This window comes from Rhizobium sp. WYCCWR 11128, assembly GCF_013416305.1.
Lineage (GTDB): Bacteria > Pseudomonadota > Alphaproteobacteria > Rhizobiales > Rhizobiaceae > Rhizobium > Rhizobium indicum.
The window spans coordinates 97,371-113,332 of the sequence record NZ_JACCEZ010000005.1; the positions used below are offsets into that span (position 1 = coordinate 97,371).

Genomic DNA, 15,962 nt, shown 5'->3' on the forward strand with positions numbered 1-15,962 from the left:
TCCTATTCCTGTCGCAGCGCCTTCGAAACGCCGGTTGCGCCAAGCCGTGTAAGGCAGGCGGCGGTCGATTCGCCAGCGCCTTTGTTATCTTCGATGGCCCGGGCGAGCCTCTCTATAGCGAAATCGATCCGACCGCCAGCGATCCGTTCGTCCGGCAGATCCGCAGCAAGCCCATTGAGGATGAGGCCATAACCTTCCGCCGAGCCCGTCAGGGTCAGCGCCGGCCGGGCATGAGCGCAGCCCTTGGCGCAGCCGGATAGATGCAGCGTCAGCGAACCGTCGAAAAGGGCAGGTGTCGCGGCAATGAGGCGGCGGGCCAGGGTTCGCGTCTCGTAAAAAGCCGAACCGCAGGCGCCGGCGCCGGCACAGGCGGCGATATGCTCGGTATTCTCGCCGGGCTGGGTGCTGAAGCCATGCCTGGCGGCGGCGATCTGGATAGCCGGCACTGTATCGGCGGAAAGCCCGATGAGGAAGAAACCGCGACCGGGCGCAAGCCGGATGGCTGTTGCGCCGCGGGCCTCTGCCAAGTCAAGCAAAGCGATCAGATCGGAGGCTCTCATCTGCCCCAATTCCGGCCTGACGCCAAGTATGGTTTTGCCGTCGGCGAGCTTGTGCGAGCCGGCAAGCGGCATCCCTGCCGCGCGGGACGCAATGGGTCGAATGCCATCCATCGCGGGAAAACGCGCCCGCAGAAGCGCCGGATCGATATCCCGTGCTCGCCTGCCCTGCCCGAGGGCCAACAAGCTCAGAATTTCGCCGACGGCCGATATCGCCGCCTCCGCATTACCGATCGCGACCGGCATTGCGGTTTCAGCGTCGCGATTGATCGCGACCAGCCATTCTGCGCCGGATTGCGCGACAATACGGATATCGGCGGACAATGCCGACAAGCCGAAGGCCCCACCGCCGTCGGCGACGAGCGAGAGTTTTGGCGCGAGGCGCGGCGACGCAAGCTGATCACGGAGCATGCTGCGCAAGGCCATTTCCATTGCCGCCGGATCGCTGATCTCTTCCGGGTCGATGCCGTGCAGTGGCGATGTCTCGATCGCCGGCCCGTCCGGCACGGTGATCCCGGCTGCATCGATATCGGCAGCGAGCTGTCCGACGGTCTCAGTCCGAAGGCCTCGGATCTGCAGATTGCCGCGGGCGGTGATTTCGAGAATGCCGTTTCCATGTGCTGCGGCGGAGCGGGCAAGGCTTGCGAACTGCGACAGCGTCAACGCGCCGCCGGCCGGCCGCAGCCGTACCAGCAAACCATCGCCGGTCTGCATGGGCGCGGCAAGGGCGGGGCAGGCGCCGCGCCTACGCATCGTCACCGCCGGGCGCTCGTGCAGATCCGCCTCGCCTGTCCTGTCGCTCGCCTTTGCGGCCTCAATGCTCATTCTCGATCCTCTGGCCATTTCTTACATGATCGCAACCGGGCCGGCAAAGCATGATGGAAAGGCTTCGGAGTGGCTATTCGTCGAAATCCCGTCCCTTGCGCAGGAGATAGATGTCCATGATCCAGCCATGCCGCAGTCTGGCCTCGGCCCTCAGCGTCAGAATGTCGGTGGCGATGTCGCCAAGCCGTCCTGATCTGACGATCTCGTCCTTGGTACCGAGATAGGCGCCCCAGAAGATCTCGGCATCGGGATCGTCGATCTTCGCAAAAGCCTGTTCGCCGTCAAGCATGACGACGGTGCTGTCGGTCAAAAGTCCGTCTTGCGCCAGCCTGCGCCCTGTGGTGATCTCGATTGGTTTGCCGACGAGGTTGACCGGGATTTTGTGGCTGGCCGCCAGCGCCTGGATGCTGGTGATGCCGGGAATGACGCTGTAATCGAAATCCAGGCTGCTTTCCCGGCGCACGCGTTCGATGATGCGGATCGTGCTGTCGTAGAGACTGGGATCACCCCAGACGAGAAAGGCGCCGCTGCCATCATCCGGGAGACCGGAGATCAGCTCTCCATAGATACTGGCGATCTCGCCGTGCCAGGTATCGACGCTTTGCGCATAGGTCTTGTCTGCCGTCTGCCTTTGCGGCACCTCGAATTCTGAAATCCTGCCGGCCGGCCGGGTGATATAACATTCGCAGATATCCCGCCGGATTTCGGCGAGCTCTTCCTTGCCGGCGCCCTTGACTGGCAGGAAGACCACGTCGGCTGCGTTCATCGCGTTGATTGCCTGTATGGTGAGGTGCTCCGGGTTGCCGGTGCCGATGCCGATGATATGGATATGCTTCAAGCGGATACTCCCCGTTGAGTCCTGGCGGTCTTGCCGAAAAAGCCGGCTCGCCGCAAGGGTGGGAAAGGGAGTTGGCCGCGGCCAACCGAGCCTGTAGGCGGCATCTGAGCCCTGTTGTTGCTGCAAATCCCGAATCGTGTCACCTTCGATACGCTTTTTGACGCTATGTTGACAGAAAAGCGCATCGAAAAGGATTGAGTGTTTTGGACAACATTAGCGTATCGACGACAGATGTACGGATCGAGCGGCATGCCAACCAGCTTTCTCGGCAACTGAAGCTCCTCCGCGACAAGCTGTTTCCGCCGCTCTCGCAAAAGACGCTACGAACATTCTCCTCCGGCGAGGCGGCTCAGATGATCGGCGTCTCGGACGGCTATCTTCGCCAGCTTTCACTGGATGGCAAGGGACCGCAGCCGGATCTTGCCCAGAATGGCCGGCGTTCCTACACACTTGGCCAGATCAACGAATTGCGCCAGTATATGGCCAAGCTCAAGCCGAAGGACGCACTTTCCTATCAGCCGTGGCGCCGCCCTGGCGAAAAGTTGCAGACGGTTGCCGTCACCAATTTCAAGGGCGGCTCGGCCAAAACCACGACGACGCTCTATCTGGCGCAGTATCTGGCCCTGGCTGGTTACCGGGTGCTTGCGATCGATCTCGATCCGCAGGCTTCGCTCTCTTCCATGCTCGGCGTCCAGCCCGAATTTGATCTTTCCGAAGGCGACACGCTCTATGGCGCAATTTGCTATGATGCGGACCGCAAGCCGCTGAAGGAGATCGTCCGCAAGACCTATTTCGACGGTTTGGATCTGGTGCCGGGCAATCTCGAACTGATGGAGTTCGAGCATGAGACGCCACGGGCATTGAACGACCGGCAGCGACCTGGCGAGCTGTTCTTCCGTCGCGTCGGCATCGCCATTGCCGAGGTCGAGGCCGATTACGACATCGTGGTGATCGACTGCCCGCCGCAGCTCGGTTACCTAACGCTTGGCGCTGTTTGTGCCGCGACATCGCTGCTCATCACCATCCATCCGCAGATGGTCGACGTCGCTTCCATGTCGCAGTTCCTGCTGATGACCTCGGATCTGCTTTCCGTCGTACGCAAGGCAGGCGGCGACCTACAGCATGATTTCATCAAGTATGTCGTCACGCGTCACGAACCCTTCGACGCGCCGCAGTCGCAGATCGTCGCGCTGCTGCGCGGCCTTTTCAGTGACGACGTGTTGACGGCGACCATTCTCAAATCGACGGCGATCGCCGATGTCGGCCTGACCAAGCAGACGCTCTACGAGATCGAGAAGGGGCAGGTGCGCCGCTCGACCTATGACCGGGCGCTGGAATCGGTCAATGCCGCCAACGGCGAGGTTCTCGCCGGTATTCACAAAGCGTGGGGCCGCACATGAGCAGACGCGATCGCCTGAAGGGTCTTTTCGACGATACGGCGCAGGAGTTGGCCGCGGCCAACTACGAGGAACCATCTTCGCGCGGATCGGCCGGGCCGGTTCGGACGATGGCGTTGACCCTTGGCCGCATGGAAGAAGAGAGTAGGGCGATGCAGGAGGCCTTGCTCTCCGGTGAACGCATCGTCGAACTCGATCCTGATCTGATCGATTCCTCCTTCGTCCGCGACCGCCTCGCCGACCAGCCCCTCGATATGGAAGACGAGTTGGTGCGGTCGATCGCCGAGAACGGCCAGGAAGTGCCGATCCTCGTTCGCCGCCATCCCAATGATGAGGACCGCTACCAGATCGCCTACGGCCATCGCCGCCTGCAGGCGGTCAAGCTGCTCGGCCTCAAGGTGCAGGCGATCGTCCGTAAGCTCGACGATACCGATGTCGTCATCGCGCAGGGCATCGAGAATTCGGCGCGCCGCAACCTTTCTTATATCGAGCGCGCGGTCTTTGCCCTTAATCTCGAGCTCAAGGGTTTTGAGCGCCCGGTCATCATGAAAGCGCTGTCGACGGACAAGACGGAGCTATCGAAGCTGATATCCGTCGCAAAAGCCATCCCCGCCGAAATCGTCAGGTCGGTCGGAGCTGCGCCCGGTATCGGGCGGCGCCGTTGGATGGCGCTTGCCCAGGACTGGAATGGGATGACGGCCGCCCGACTTGCCAAGCTCGTTGCCTCGGGAAGTTTCATGGCGGAGGAGAGCGACCGCCGTTTCGAGCTTTTGGTCGCCGAGCTCGCCAGGAAAGAGGCAAAGCCCGCAACCACGGAATTTGACTGGAAGCCGAAGAGCGGCGGCAAGATCGCCGGCCGAATCAAGAGCGCCGGTAATTCCTTCACGATCGCGTTGAAGACCGGCGATGCGCCGGATTTCGGCGCTTACATCTCACGCCGTCTCGATGAGCTTTACGAAGCCTATCGGGCCGGCAAGTTGCAAGCAGGAGAGTAAACCGCAAAAGAAAAAAGCCTCCGAACGTTGCCGCCGCGGAAGCCTTTCTCATATCTGGACAATCTGAGAATCGCACTTCCTCGAATCACTGTCAAGCGTCTTCGGCATCCTTTTGGGTGGTAGGTTTCTTTTGCCTTGAGAAAAGGTGAGGGACATGGAGCCTCAATATGTATCGACGCCCTTTGGGCGGCGGTCGATGACGCTTGGCATGCTGGCAAGTCAGCAAAGCGTCAGCAAGGTCGATCCGGACGCATCGGTCGACAAGTGGAAGATTTTTCGCGCGCTCTGCGAAGCAAAGGACATGGTCGGCGTATCTGACCGCGCCCTGGCTGTTCTCAACGCGCTGTTGACCTTCTACCCGAAGAACGAGATTGCCGAGGCCAACGGCTTCGTCGTCTTTCCGTCGAACGAGCAACTGTCGTTGCGCGCGCACGGCATGGCCGGCACGACGTTGCGGCGGAACCTGGCGATGCTGGTGGAAGCCGGCCTGATCATCCGCCGGGATAGCCCGAACGGGAAACGTTTTGCCCGGCGCAACGGCGAGGGCGGGCTTGGAGAGGCCTTTGGCTTCAGCCTGGCGCCGCTCCTGGTACGCGCTCGCGAGATCGAGGCGCAGGCGGCTCAGGTGATGGCCGCCAAGCTCGAATGGAAGCGCCTGAGGGAGCGCCTGACACTTTGCCGGCGTGACATCACCAAGCTCATCGAGATCGCGCTGGAAGAGGAAATTGCCGGCGAATGGATCGAGATGCAGAAGTATTTCAATCTGCTTTCCGCAAGCCTGCCGCGCCGCCCGTCGGCCGCCGAGATGGAAAGCCTGCTGGCCGATCTCGAAGCTTTCCGGGAATTGATCGTCAAGACGCTGGAATCGAAGTCGAAAACAGAAAAATCAGACGCCAATGATAACCAAAACGGTCGGCACATACATAATTCAAACCCACACCTTAACTCTGAACTTGAACCAAGCTTCGAACCGAAGCAGGGTGCAAAGCCGGAGGAAGAACCGCGGCATTGGCGCGAGCCGCCGAAATCCTTCCCCCTTGCCATGGTGCTGCAGGCCTGCCCGGAGATCATCGCTTACGGACCGGGCGGCGGCATCGGCAGCTGGCGCGATCTGATGGCCGCGGCCGTCATCGTCCGTTCCACGCTTGGCGTCAGCCCCAGCGCCTATCAACTGGCCTGCGATGTCCTGGGGCCGGAAAACGCCGCCACGGTGATCGCCTGCATTCTGGAAAGGGGCGGACATATCAACTCGGCCGGCGGCTACCTGCGTGACCTGACGCGGCGGGCGGAGCGCGGCGAGTTCTCGCTCGGACCGATGCTGATGGCGCTTATGCGGGCAAATGGTCCAACGGCGAGGAAAACCGGATGAGCGGCTATGAAAAAGCTTCGCGCCAGCTCAGACGGTTAGAAGGAGATGCGGCCGGTCGATCAGCCAGGTTAACGGCTTCCATTTCCCAAGGTTTGTTGAAATACGCTGTTAACCATGTCATACATGGCGGAAGGAAACACGTATTTTGCTTCCATTTGTGAAAAACCGTAAAGCTTAACAATGCGCTACGATATCGACGGTACGATGCTTCAAACCCTGCTTCCAGCCCTTACCGCGGCGGAGGATGCGGTGGCGCGGCTGGACGAGCGGGTGTCGCGCTCGCCGGTCGGCGAGGGATTTGCCGAACGCAGCCATTTCTTCGATGCCGCCGGCGCGCTCTGGGTGGCCGGCGAACTCGTGCATGTCGAGGATCTCGTTTTGCATGATGCGCATATGGATAGCCGCGCTCCCACCCACGAACTGACGATCGCCCATTCCGTGCTGCGGGCACGTCGGCGCATCTGGACCGGCGAACCCGCCTGGGCACTCGGCGTCGCGGGTCTTGCGACGCTGACCGCGACCGGCGGGGAAGGGGAGGGGAAAGCGCCGGAGGCAAAGAGCGTCGCCGCTCCACTCGAGACCGACGAAGAGGGCGAGGATGAGGAGGGGCCGCTCGCTGCCGAGATGGCGGAGATCGATGCGCTTCTTGCCCGCTCGCAAAAGCTGCTCGACATCCATACCGGGAAAACGCCGGAAAGCGAGACGGTCGCCGTTACCCCGGCAAGGCGCAACGAGGATCCCCTCGGCTTGCTCGGTGACGACGAGTGGGACGAGGAACAGCGGCTTGCGGAGTGGCGAAGCGTGCAGCCATTGGGCGATAGCTTGCCGCCGGTTCTCGGTGCTATCATCCTCTTCGAAGCTTGGGAAAGGATCGAGCCGTTGCGGCGTCAGCACTGGCTCGGCGGTCTTCTGGTCGCAAGCCATCTACGCGCCCGCGGCAAGGTCGCCTCGCATCTCTTTTCTTTCTACGGCGGGCTGAAGCTGGTGCGCCATGAGCGTCGTCGGGCACGCGATCGCGTCACGCGGCTACAAGCCTTTCTGGAGGCGATGCATCTGGGTGCTGTGGCCGGCCTCAAGGAAATCGACCGCTTGACCTTGGCGCGCACGCAGATGGAGCTGCGGTTCCGCGGCCGCCGTTCGAACAGCAGCCTGCCGGAACTTGCCGATTTCATCCTGTCGCGGCCAATGGTCTCGGCGGCGATGATCGCCCGTCAACTGCGCATCACGCCGCGCGGCGCGCTCAACCTCGTCAACGACATCGGCATTCGTGAAATCACCGGGCGCGGCCGCTATCGCGCCTGGGGTATCATCTAGCGCATAACCCCGAAAATCGGAACCGATTTTCGGAAAGGATTATGCGGAGATTCAAAGTGATAGAGCGTCCTTAGCGCGTCTGCAAAGACGCGCGGCGCTCTAATGTATGTCGCCCAAAAGTGGGCAGCGGTTTTGGGACGACGACATGCATCAATCAAAGACTCAAAGCGAGTCGCATGATTCCGATTTGACGCGATGCGCTTTAAAAACGGAAACGGCCGGGCGTTGGCCCGGCCGTCTCGTTTAGGTGAGCACCCAGTCCGCCATCCTGTCACAGACTGCAGACCAGGCGCTCTTGCGCTTCCTTTGCCCCCAGAAGCGCAGTCCTATTCCCGCTCGCCGGTGAAGTTGAGCAGAAGCTGGAAGATGTTGACGAAGTTCAGGTAGAGCGAGAGCGCACCGAAGACTGCGAGCTTCTGGTTCGATTCCTGATCAAAGTTTTCCGAATACTGTTCCTTGATGTTCTGCGTGTCGTAGGCGGTGAGGCCGACGAAGACGACGATACCGATCACGGAGATCGCGAACTGCAGGGCGCTCGAACCCAGGAAGATGTTGACGACAGAGGCGATGATGACGCCGAAGAGGCCCATCATCAGGAACGAGCCCATGCGCGAGAGGTCACGCTTCGTCGCATAGCCGTAGAGGCTGGTGGCGCCGAACATCGTCGCGGTGATGAAGAAGGTCCGCGCGATGCTCGCCCCGGTGAAGACCAGGAAGACGGAAGCGAGCGACAGGCCCATCACGGCGCAGAAGGCCCAGAAGGTGATCTGGGCAGTGCTGGCCGACATCGTCTGGATCTTGAACGAGAAGAAGAAGACGAAGGCGAGCGGGGCGAGCATCACCACCCACTTCAGCGGCGAGCCGAAGATCGGCACGTAGAGTGCCGGCGTCGAACCGACGACAAAGGCGACGAGGCCTGTGATGACGAGGCCGAGAGCCATATAGTTGTAGACGCGCAGCATATGCTGGCGCAGGCCTTCGTCGAACAGGGCCTGGGAGCCGGCGACGGCGCCGTAGCGGGAATTGATCGGGTTCATGCTGATCTCCTCGGTTTGAATTAATAGAGCGAGCGGGCGAGCCGTTCGGCCGCCTGGTCGAGATTGAGACCGCTATCGTCGGCGATCAGCGCATAGGCGACCTCGCCGATCTGCCAATAGGCGGCTTCTGCTTTTTCCAGCGTGAGATGACTGACCGGCTTGACCTCGAAGGCGCCCGGACGGACGGCGAAAAGCGACAGTTGCTTTCCGTCTGATTGTTCGATCGCCATCTCGACGCTGGGGCCGAATTCGGACGGGAAGATCTGCACGTCGGCGACCTTCCAACCCTTAGGCAGCTCGGGCATCACGATCGCGGTGGCGGCGCGAATGTCGTCGGCGCTATAGGTGGCCGGCGTCTGCGGAGGCATCGATTGGCGCAGGGCCGCGGTCTGATAGGCGCGGACGGCATCCTCGACATAGGCGGGTGCCGGAACGGATGCCACCACCTCGGTCGCCGAGAAGGCGCCGAAGGAATTGTGCGCCACCCAGCCGGCGGCGATCAGAATACCGACAGCGGCGACGCGCTGCATCGAATGGAAGATGCGACCATAAGAAAGGCCGCGTTCCAGCCGCCGGGCGGCATCGCGGGTCTCGGGGCGGCCAAAGGCACTTTCGCCGGCCAGCGCCAGACGCAGTTCGCCCTTGACGCTGAGGTCGGCCATGACCTTGGCGGCGATCGCCGGATGCTCGGAAAGATAGGATTCCACCTGGATGCGGCGGGCGACATCGAGCTCGCCATCCACATAGGCGTCGAGATCGGCATCGAGGATCGGATCAATTGCTTTCATTGCCGTTCCCTCCGATGATTCTCAGATGCGAAACCCGCGGCGTCTTCTCCTCGAATTCGCGCAGTTGAGCGCGGGCGCGGGAGATGCGCGACATCAGCGTCCCCACAGGAATGCCGAGCGCCTGGGCGGCCTCCTGGTAGGAAAGGTCTTCGATCGCAACGAGATGCAGCGCCTCGCGCTGTTCCTCCGGGAGGTCGAAGAAGGCGTCGCGCACCTGCTGCAGGCGCACGGCATGTTCCTGGCCGGCCGGCAGCGACTGCTCGGCTTCGACAGCCGCCTCGTCGTGACGGCGCGTCAGCGACCGGTTCCGGCGAAGACGATCGATATGGGCATTGTGCAGGATGGAGAGCAGCCAGGTGCGCAGGTTGCCGCCACTGCGGAAGCTCTTTCGCTTCTCGAAGGCGCGCACCAGCGCATCATGCACCAGATCCTCCGCCTCGTCCGAATTGCGCACCAGCGAGCGAGCGTAGCGCCTCAGCGCTGCAAGCTGTCCGATGACGTCGAAGGGGCGTTCTCTGCGTTCCATGATTGAGTATACGGAATTGCGGCGGGTTTTATTCCCGGCGGACGTAAAAAAATCATGCGGACCAAAGACCGTCGCCGGATCATCATCAAAATAGTCTTCTCAAGCGGACAGGTGCCTCAAGTCCGCGATTGTTTATGACAATTACATGACAGATCATGACGCCGCTGATTTGCAGGGGAAAATCAAGAATGAAGGAAAAGAAGCGGGTCTACGAAGCTCTCGTGGACGGCGCCATGGAAGGGCTGACGGATGAGGCGCTCTACGCTTTCGTCAAGGCGCGTTGTCCGAAGGCCACCAGCAAGAGGATCGTCCGGGCTTCGCTTCTCGCCCTGTTGGATCCTCATCTCAGGGATCGCAATATTCTCGACGTGATCTATGCGCTGGCGATCAAGCATCGGCTGGATGACGGCGTACTGGATGACGGCGAATACGAAGGACCCGACGAGCGGCCTCAATCCTCGCAGGCGGCCAACCAGAACATGCCGCAGCCTTCCTGAGGCAGGTCTCGCCTGAAGCGAGGCGCTCGCTTCCTGAAATGATCAGCCGCCGTCCGAAAGCTCTTCGAGGATCGGACAGTCCGGCCTGTCGTTGCCGTGACAGGCATGTACGAGATGCTCGAGGGTGCGGCGCAGTTCCGTCAGTTCGCGGATCTTGCGGTCGATCTCGGCGAGCTTGGTCTCAGCAATATCCTTGACGTCGGCGCTCGCCCGATCCTTGTCCTCGTAGAGCGCCAGCAATTGCCGGCATTCCTCGACGGAAAAGCCGAGGCCGCGCGAGCGTTGCAGGAAGCGCAGCTTGTGGATGTCGGTTGCGGCATAGTCGCGATAGCCGTTTCCGCCCCTTTCGGGACGGATGAGGCCGATATCCTCGTAGTAGCGGATGGTCTTGGAAGGCAGGCCGGAGCGTTCCGATGCTTCGCCGATATTCATCGCCATCTCCTATAATTTTGCAAAGCGCAGTCTGAGCGCATTGGCAATGACCGAAACGGACGAGAGGCTCATCGCTGCCGCGGCGATCATCGGCGAAAGCAGCAGGCCGAAGATCGGATAGAGCAGGCCGGCCGCGATCGGCACGCCGAGCGCATTATAGCCGAAGGCGAAGCCGAGATTCTGGCGGATGTTTTTCATCGTCGCCTCCGCCAGTCGCCGCGCCCTGACGATGCCGTTCAGATCGCCCTTTACCAATGTGATGCCGGCGCTTTCCATCGCGACGTCGGCGCCGGTACCCATGGCAATGCCGACATCGGCGGCGGCAAGCGCCGGCGCGTCGTTGACGCCGTCACCGGCCATGGCGATGATGGCGCCCTTGGCGCGCAACTCGTCGATCAGCTCCTTCTTGCCTTCCGGGAGCAGATCGGCGCGCACCTCGTCGATGCCGAGACTTTTCGCCACCGCACGCGCCGTGCGCTCGTTGTCACCGGTCGCCATGATGATCTTCAATCCGCTCTCATGCAGTGCCTTGATGGCGGCTGCTGTCGTCGGCTTGATGCGGTCGGCAACGGCGACGAGACCGGCAAGCGCGCCGTCGAACACCACGAACATCACCGTCTTGCCGTCGCCGCGCAGGGCTTCGGTCTTCTCGGCAAGTGCTGCCGGATCGATGCCAAGATCGGCGAGCATTGCCGCATTGCCGAGCGCTACCGTCGTGCCGCCGGCACGGCCCTGAACGCCCTTGCCGGTCTTTGCCTCGAAACCGGTGACTTCCAGGAAAGGGACGCCGCGCTCCTTTGCGCCGGACACGATCGCTTCGGCCAGCGGATGTTCCGAGCCGCGCTCCAGGCTTGCCGCCAGCAACAGCAGTCTGTTTTCCTCGACTCCGCCGAAGGCGACGATATCGGTAAGCTTCGGCTTGCCTTCAGTCAGCGTGCCGGTCTTGTCGACCATCAGCGTGTCGACCTTGGAAAAACGCTCCAGCGCTTCGGCGTCCTTGATCAGCACGCCTTCCTGCGCGCCGCGCCCGGTCGCGATCATGATCGACATCGGCGTTGCAAGGCCGAGCGCACAGGGGCAGGCGATGATGAGAACGGCGACGGCGGCAAGCAGGCCATTCGCCATGCGCGGCTCCGGCCCGATCGCGGCCCAGACGAGGAAGGCAAGGACGGCGGCGGCGATCACCGCCGGCACGAAGACGGCCGACACCCGGTCGACCGCACTCTGGATCGGCGCCCGCGAGCGTTGCGCCTTGGCGACCATGTCGACGATGCGCGACAGCACCATGTCGGCGCCGACTTTCTCGGCGGCCATGACGAAGGTGCCGTTCTTGTTGATCGTGCCGCCGGTCAGCGGGTCGCCCTTCGACTTCTCCAGGGGCAGGGGCTCACCAGTGATCATCGATTCGTCGACGGTCGACTGGCCTTCGAGGATGGAGCCGTCCACCGGCACCCGCTCGCCGGGGCGCACGCGCAGCCGGTCACCAGTCTGGATATCGTCCACCGGCACGTCGCTCTCGCTACCCTCGGCATCGATGCGCCGCGCCGTCTTCGGCGCAAGGTCGAGCAATGCGCGGATTGCCGAGCCGGTGCGTTCGCGGGCTTTCAATTCCAGCACCTGGCCGACGAAGACGAGCGCGACGATGACGGCGGCCGCCTCGAAATAGACGGGCACGGCCGCACCATGGCCATGGAAGCTCATCGGGAAGATGCCGGGCGCAAGCGTGGCGACGACGCTGTAGACATAGGCGGTGCCGACGCCGAGACCGATCAGCGTCCACATATTCGGGCTGCGGTTGACGACAGACGCCCATGCGCGGCGGAAGAAGGGCAGGGCCGCCCAGAGCACCACCGGTGTTGCCAGCAGCAGTTCGATGAATGTCGCCTGCGGCTCGCCGATCGCGTCCCGCAGCGGCAGGCCGAACATCGGTCCCATGCTCAGCGCCAACAGCGGCACGGCGAGAATGGCGCTGACCCAGAGCCGCCTGACGAAATCGACGAGTTCCAGGTTCGGGCCTTCATCAGCAGGCGGAATGCCCATCGGCTCCAGCGCCATGCCGCATTTCGGGCAGTCGCCCGGACGATCGCTGACGACCTCAGGGTGCATCGGGCAGGTATAAAGCGTACCCTGGGGTGCCGGCTTTGCCGCTGGGCGGCTGCCGTTGCGATAGGCTGCGGGCTCGGCTTCGAACTTTGCTTGGCAGGCGGCCGAGCAGAAATAGAATTTTTCGCCTTCGTGCTTCAGGAAATATTTCGCGGTCGACCGATCGACGATCATGCCGCAGACGGGGTCCGTCGCAGTGAGGTAATCCTCAGGTGCCGCCGCAAATTTCGTCCGGCAGCCCTCAGAGCAGAAATGATAGATGCGCCCGTCATGGTCGAGCGAGGGTTTGCCGGCCTGCGGATCGACGGTCATGCCGCAGACAGGATCACGGATCATGGCGCTTACAGCCTTCTCCTGTTCATGGCCGCAATGGCAATGATTATCGCCATCGGCGTGACTGTGATGGTGATCGTGTTCGTGCTTGATATCCATGACTATTCTCCTGTGCCCGGAGGGGCACTTGGATAAGCTTATCAACCTTCCAGCGACTGGAAGGTCAAGCACTATTTTCATGGACTCGATTTTTGCGGCGGCTGATCCTCAGATCGGGGTGATCAGCCCGACCGGCTGGCTCCCGAGCAGGGTGGCGACTGAAATGCTGCCCCCGGGCTCGATCGTCTTTCCGGTCACCAGATCGGCCTTCAGCCCGTGAAGCGGGGAGGGGACGGCAATCGCTGTATCCTCCCAGAATTCCGGACCGGCGAAGAGCACGCCCGGATCGAGCCAGCCGAACATCAGCCGCGGCGCCGCGATGATGGCGAAATCACCCTTATGCACCCGGGCAAAAGCAAGCACATGGTCGCGCCGGTTGCCCGTTACCTTCAGCGGCAGATAGTCGCCTCCAGCAAAGAGGTCTCCGTGCCGCTGGCGCAGCTGCAGGCCGATCCCGACGAGGCGCTGCTTCAACGCTGCCGCCTGCAGCTTGGCGATCGGCCCGGCTTCATCAAGCCAGGCCGTCAGCCGCTGATGATCGACCGGCCGGCGGTTGTCGGGATCGACGAGGCTGAAATCGAAACCCTCCGCACCCTGGTAGATATCGGGAATGCCGGGGGCCGTCAGCTTGAGCAGCGTCTGCGACAGGCTGTTGAGGTAACCCGCCGCGATGAAAGGCTGCAGCACCCTTTCGAAATCCTCGAGGAAGACGTCATTGTCAGGCGAAACCAGTGCCGCGGCATAGGTGGTGACCGCTTCCTCGTAGTCGGCATCCTGTTCCGTCCAGTCGCTGCGCAGTTTTGCCTCGCGCACGGCCTTGATCGCGTAATCGGTGAAGCGTTCGCGGAGTTCTTCGGTCTGTCCTCGGTCGAAGTCCTCCGGCCAGATGCCGGCCAGCGCCTGATAGAGCATCCATTCGACATTGGGTTCCGGCGCTGCACCATCCGGCAGATCCTTCAGCCACGGCCGGTTCATCTCGCGCCACCGCTCGATCGCCTGGGCAAAAACATCCGCGCCCTCGCTCAGGGCATAAAGCCTTGCGCGCGCATCCTCGCCGCGTTTGGTGTCGTGGGTGGCGCTTGCCGAAAGCCCATGCGGCTGCAGCCGCGCCCGCTCGGCCATGCGGCGGTGGAATTCTTCCGGGCCGCCAGGCGCCTTGCCCGGTTCGCCGCCGACTTCGTTTGCGGCAAGCAGCCTGTTATAGCGGTAAAACAACGTATCCTCCGTCGCCTTCGCCATCACCGGCCCGCTCAATTGCTGGAAGCGGATACGGAACTCGTGGGCCGGGTCACCTTCGACCTTGCCTTCGAGAAGCGTCAGCACATGGTCGCATGCACGCCGATCGTCGAGCTGCGCCATGGCTTGCGAGGCGGTCGCCGCAAGCACCGCTGAATCCTGCCAGGAAAGCGGGCCGCCGTCGCCATAGGTGCGGTAGACGGGAAAGGCGATCAGCAACTCGCCGAGCACAGTGGCGATCTCGTCTCTTTTCACCTCGGGAAAGATGCCTGTCGCGATCGACACCAGCCTGTCGGTCTCGCCGGCGAAATTGCGTTCGACCATCAGTCGCTTGGCAATCCGCCGGCCCTCCTCGAGATCACCCGTCTCGCCGGCGAGGCTGCGATAGGCATCGTCCAATATGCGCAAGCCGCCGGCGTCGATGAACAGCTCGCTCAGTGCAGCGATGAATTCGTATCCCGTGGTGCCGGCAATCGGCCAGCTCTCCGGCAGGACCTCGCTGGCCCCGAGGATCTTTTCGACGACGATATAGGTGTCCGGTCCCACCGCCTCCCGCAGCCTGTCGAGATAGGCCGTGGGTTCGGCGAGCCCGTCGACATGGTCGATGCGCAGGCCCTGCACCTTGCCATGGCGCACCAGCTCGATCACCAGCCGGTGCATGTCCTCGAACACGGCTGGATCTTCGACGCGGATGCCGACCAGTCCGGTCACCTCGAAAAAGCGGCGATAGCTCAGATGTCGTGCCGCCGCCTTCCAGTGGGTCAGCCGCCAATGTTGCGCCTCATGCAGGCTTCTGACGAAATCGCGATCGGCCGAGACGTCTTCGAGTCTTTGCCGGAGCACGGCCCGATCGCCGCCTTCAAAGAGGATATCGCGCATCGCGCGGTTGAAGTTCTCGCCGGAGGTGACGGCTGCAGCCTCCGCCATTCTGGTGGCAACCGGATCATCGAGCCGATTAGCGATCGCTCCGTAACTCCCGGGATTCAGCGGCAACAGCGTCTCGAAATAACCGAAGGCGAAGTTACCATGCGTTTCGTCGAGCGTAATGCGCAGTTCGCCGCCAGCCAGTGCTCCCTTGAAATCCTGGCCAAGCTGCGGCAGTGTCAGCGGCTCGCTCCAGTCGATGTCGAAGTGGCTGAAATAGGCGCTCTGCCGGCCAAATGTCAGCACGTCGCGCCACCAGCCGTTTTCCGGCGAGGCCGCCATGTGGTTCGGCACGATGTCGAGGATCAGCCCCATGCCTGCCGAGGCAAGGCTTTCCGTCAGCCGCTCGAATCCGGCCCGGCCGCCGAGCGCTGGATCGATTTCATTGGCGTCGGTGACGTCATAGCCGTGGGTCGAGCCGCTGACGGCGGTGAAGATCGGAGAGGCGTAGAGGTGGCTGATGCCGAGCGTCTTGAGGTAGGGGACGAGTTCGCAGGCGCGATTGAAGGTCATGCCGTTGCGGAATTGTATCCGGTAGGTCGCTGTCGGAAGTGTCATGGGGCCGTCTGACGTTGGAAGGAGATTGTCCCCAACGGTTGCAGCGCGGCTTTGTTCCCTTACCGCGCGGCGTGTCTTCAGACGCGCAAAGAACGATGTAACACTTTCAATCCCCGCATCGTACTTTGCGAAAT

At 62.2% G+C, this 15,962-nt stretch carries 13 protein-coding genes; 5 read left to right on the forward strand and 8 right to left on the reverse strand.

What is annotated here, in order from left to right:
- Positions 1-2: 2 nt before the first annotated feature.
- Complete coding sequence (gene cobG, locus HX898_RS17340; RefSeq protein ID WP_180195235.1) at positions 3-1,382, reverse strand: precorrin-3B synthase; 1,380 nt, start codon at positions 1,380-1,382, stop codon at positions 3-5.
- 73 nt (positions 1,383-1,455) lie between these two features.
- Complete coding sequence (gene cobF / locus HX898_RS17345; RefSeq protein WP_171598167.1) at positions 1,456-2,220, reverse strand: precorrin-6A synthase (deacetylating); 765 nt, start codon at positions 2,218-2,220, stop codon at positions 1,456-1,458.
- Positions 2,221-2,423: 203 nt separating this feature from the next.
- Here cobF and repA point away from each other — a divergent pair, with 203 nt between their 5' ends.
- The 4 genes from repA (at position 2,424) to HX898_RS17365 (ending at position 7,295) form a co-directional block, all read left to right on the forward strand.
- Positions 2,424-3,620 (forward strand): plasmid partitioning protein RepA, encoded by a 1,197-nt coding sequence (repA, locus tag HX898_RS17350; protein ID WP_180195236.1) that lies wholly within the window; start codon positions 2,424-2,426, stop codon positions 3,618-3,620.
- The gene (gene repB / locus HX898_RS17355; protein WP_171598165.1) at positions 3,617-4,612 is read left to right on the forward strand and encodes a plasmid partitioning protein RepB; all 996 of its coding nucleotides are present in this window, start codon (positions 3,617-3,619) and stop codon (positions 4,610-4,612) included. The genes repA and repB overlap by 4 nt, the downstream gene beginning before the upstream one ends.
- A gap of 154 nt (positions 4,613-4,766) precedes the next feature.
- Positions 4,767-5,981 carry a plasmid replication protein RepC gene (gene repC, locus HX898_RS17360; protein ID WP_171598164.1) on the forward strand — a complete coding sequence of 405 codons (1,215 nt, stop codon included), beginning with the start codon at positions 4,767-4,769 and terminating at the stop codon, positions 5,979-5,981.
- Between the two features lie 180 nt (positions 5,982-6,161).
- Positions 6,162-7,295 (forward strand): RHE_PE00001 family protein, encoded by a 1,134-nt coding sequence (locus tag HX898_RS17365; RefSeq protein ID WP_138331543.1) that lies wholly within the window; start codon positions 6,162-6,164, stop codon positions 7,293-7,295.
- A 326-nt stretch (positions 7,296-7,621) separates the two neighbouring features.
- On the opposite strand, the gene HX898_RS17370 is transcribed toward HX898_RS17365, so the two are convergent.
- The 3 genes from HX898_RS17370 to HX898_RS17380 are packed head-to-tail and all read right to left on the reverse strand — an operon-like array spanning position 7,622 to position 9,646.
- Complete coding sequence (locus tag HX898_RS17370) at positions 7,622-8,332, reverse strand: Bax inhibitor-1/YccA family protein (RefSeq protein ID WP_171598162.1); 711 nt, start codon at positions 8,330-8,332, stop codon at positions 7,622-7,624.
- Between the two features lie 20 nt (positions 8,333-8,352).
- A complete protein-coding gene (locus tag HX898_RS17375; protein WP_164052531.1) occupies positions 8,353-9,120 on the reverse strand; it encodes an anti-sigma factor in 768 nt (255 codons plus the stop codon).
- Positions 9,107-9,646: a sigma-70 family RNA polymerase sigma factor gene (locus HX898_RS17380; protein ID WP_064655082.1), complete on the reverse strand. Its 540-nt coding sequence runs from the start codon at positions 9,644-9,646 to the stop codon at positions 9,107-9,109. The genes HX898_RS17375 and HX898_RS17380 overlap by 14 nt, the downstream gene beginning before the upstream one ends.
- A gap of 188 nt (positions 9,647-9,834) precedes the next feature.
- Here HX898_RS17380 and HX898_RS17385 point away from each other — a divergent pair, with 188 nt between their 5' ends.
- Positions 9,835-10,143, forward strand: coding sequence for a hypothetical protein (locus HX898_RS17385; protein WP_180195237.1), 309 nt, complete (start codon positions 9,835-9,837; stop codon positions 10,141-10,143).
- A 42-nt stretch (positions 10,144-10,185) separates the two neighbouring features.
- Here HX898_RS17385 and cueR read toward each other — a convergent pair whose 3' ends face one another.
- From cueR to treY, 3 genes are all read right to left on the reverse strand, one after another.
- Positions 10,186-10,575 (reverse strand): Cu(I)-responsive transcriptional regulator, encoded by a 390-nt coding sequence (gene cueR, locus HX898_RS17390; protein WP_025397678.1) that lies wholly within the window; start codon positions 10,573-10,575, stop codon positions 10,186-10,188.
- 9 nt (positions 10,576-10,584) lie between these two features.
- Complete coding sequence (locus HX898_RS17395; protein ID WP_180195238.1) at positions 10,585-13,110, reverse strand: heavy metal translocating P-type ATPase; 2,526 nt, start codon at positions 13,108-13,110, stop codon at positions 10,585-10,587.
- A gap of 108 nt (positions 13,111-13,218) precedes the next feature.
- Entirely contained in the window at positions 13,219-15,828 is a 2,610-nt protein-coding gene (gene treY / locus HX898_RS17400) for a malto-oligosyltrehalose synthase (RefSeq protein ID WP_180195239.1), read from the reverse strand.
- Between the last annotated feature and the right edge of the window lie 134 nt (positions 15,829-15,962).

Excerpts from the sequence above, each read along its gene's own strand:
- HX898_RS17395 (WP_180195238.1), bottom strand. The coding sequence starts at position 13,110 with ATGGATATCAAGCACGAACACGATCACCATCACAGTCACGCCGATGGC.
- HX898_RS17385 (WP_180195237.1), top strand. The coding sequence starts at position 9,835 with ATGAAGGAAAAGAAGCGGGTCTACGAAGCTCTCGTGGACGGCGCCATG.
- repB (WP_171598165.1), top strand. The coding sequence starts at position 3,617 with ATGAGCAGACGCGATCGCCTGAAGGGTCTTTTCGACGATACGGCGCAG.
- treY (WP_180195239.1), bottom strand. The coding sequence starts at position 15,828 with ATGACACTTCCGACAGCGACCTACCGGATACAATTCCGCAACGGCATG.
- cueR (WP_025397678.1), bottom strand. The coding sequence starts at position 10,575 with ATGAATATCGGCGAAGCATCGGAACGCTCCGGCCTGCCTTCCAAGACC.
- cobG (WP_180195235.1), bottom strand. The coding sequence starts at position 1,382 with ATGAGCATTGAGGCCGCAAAGGCGAGCGACAGGACAGGCGAGGCGGAT.
- HX898_RS17375 (WP_164052531.1), bottom strand. The coding sequence starts at position 9,120 with ATGAAAGCAATTGATCCGATCCTCGATGCCGATCTCGACGCCTATGTG.
- HX898_RS17365 (WP_138331543.1), top strand. The coding sequence starts at position 6,162 with ATGCGCTACGATATCGACGGTACGATGCTTCAAACCCTGCTTCCAGCC.
- HX898_RS17380 (WP_064655082.1), bottom strand. The coding sequence starts at position 9,646 with ATGGAACGCAGAGAACGCCCCTTCGACGTCATCGGACAGCTTGCAGCG.
- repC (WP_171598164.1), top strand. The coding sequence starts at position 4,767 with ATGGAGCCTCAATATGTATCGACGCCCTTTGGGCGGCGGTCGATGACG.
- HX898_RS17370 (WP_171598162.1), bottom strand. The coding sequence starts at position 8,332 with ATGAACCCGATCAATTCCCGCTACGGCGCCGTCGCCGGCTCCCAGGCC.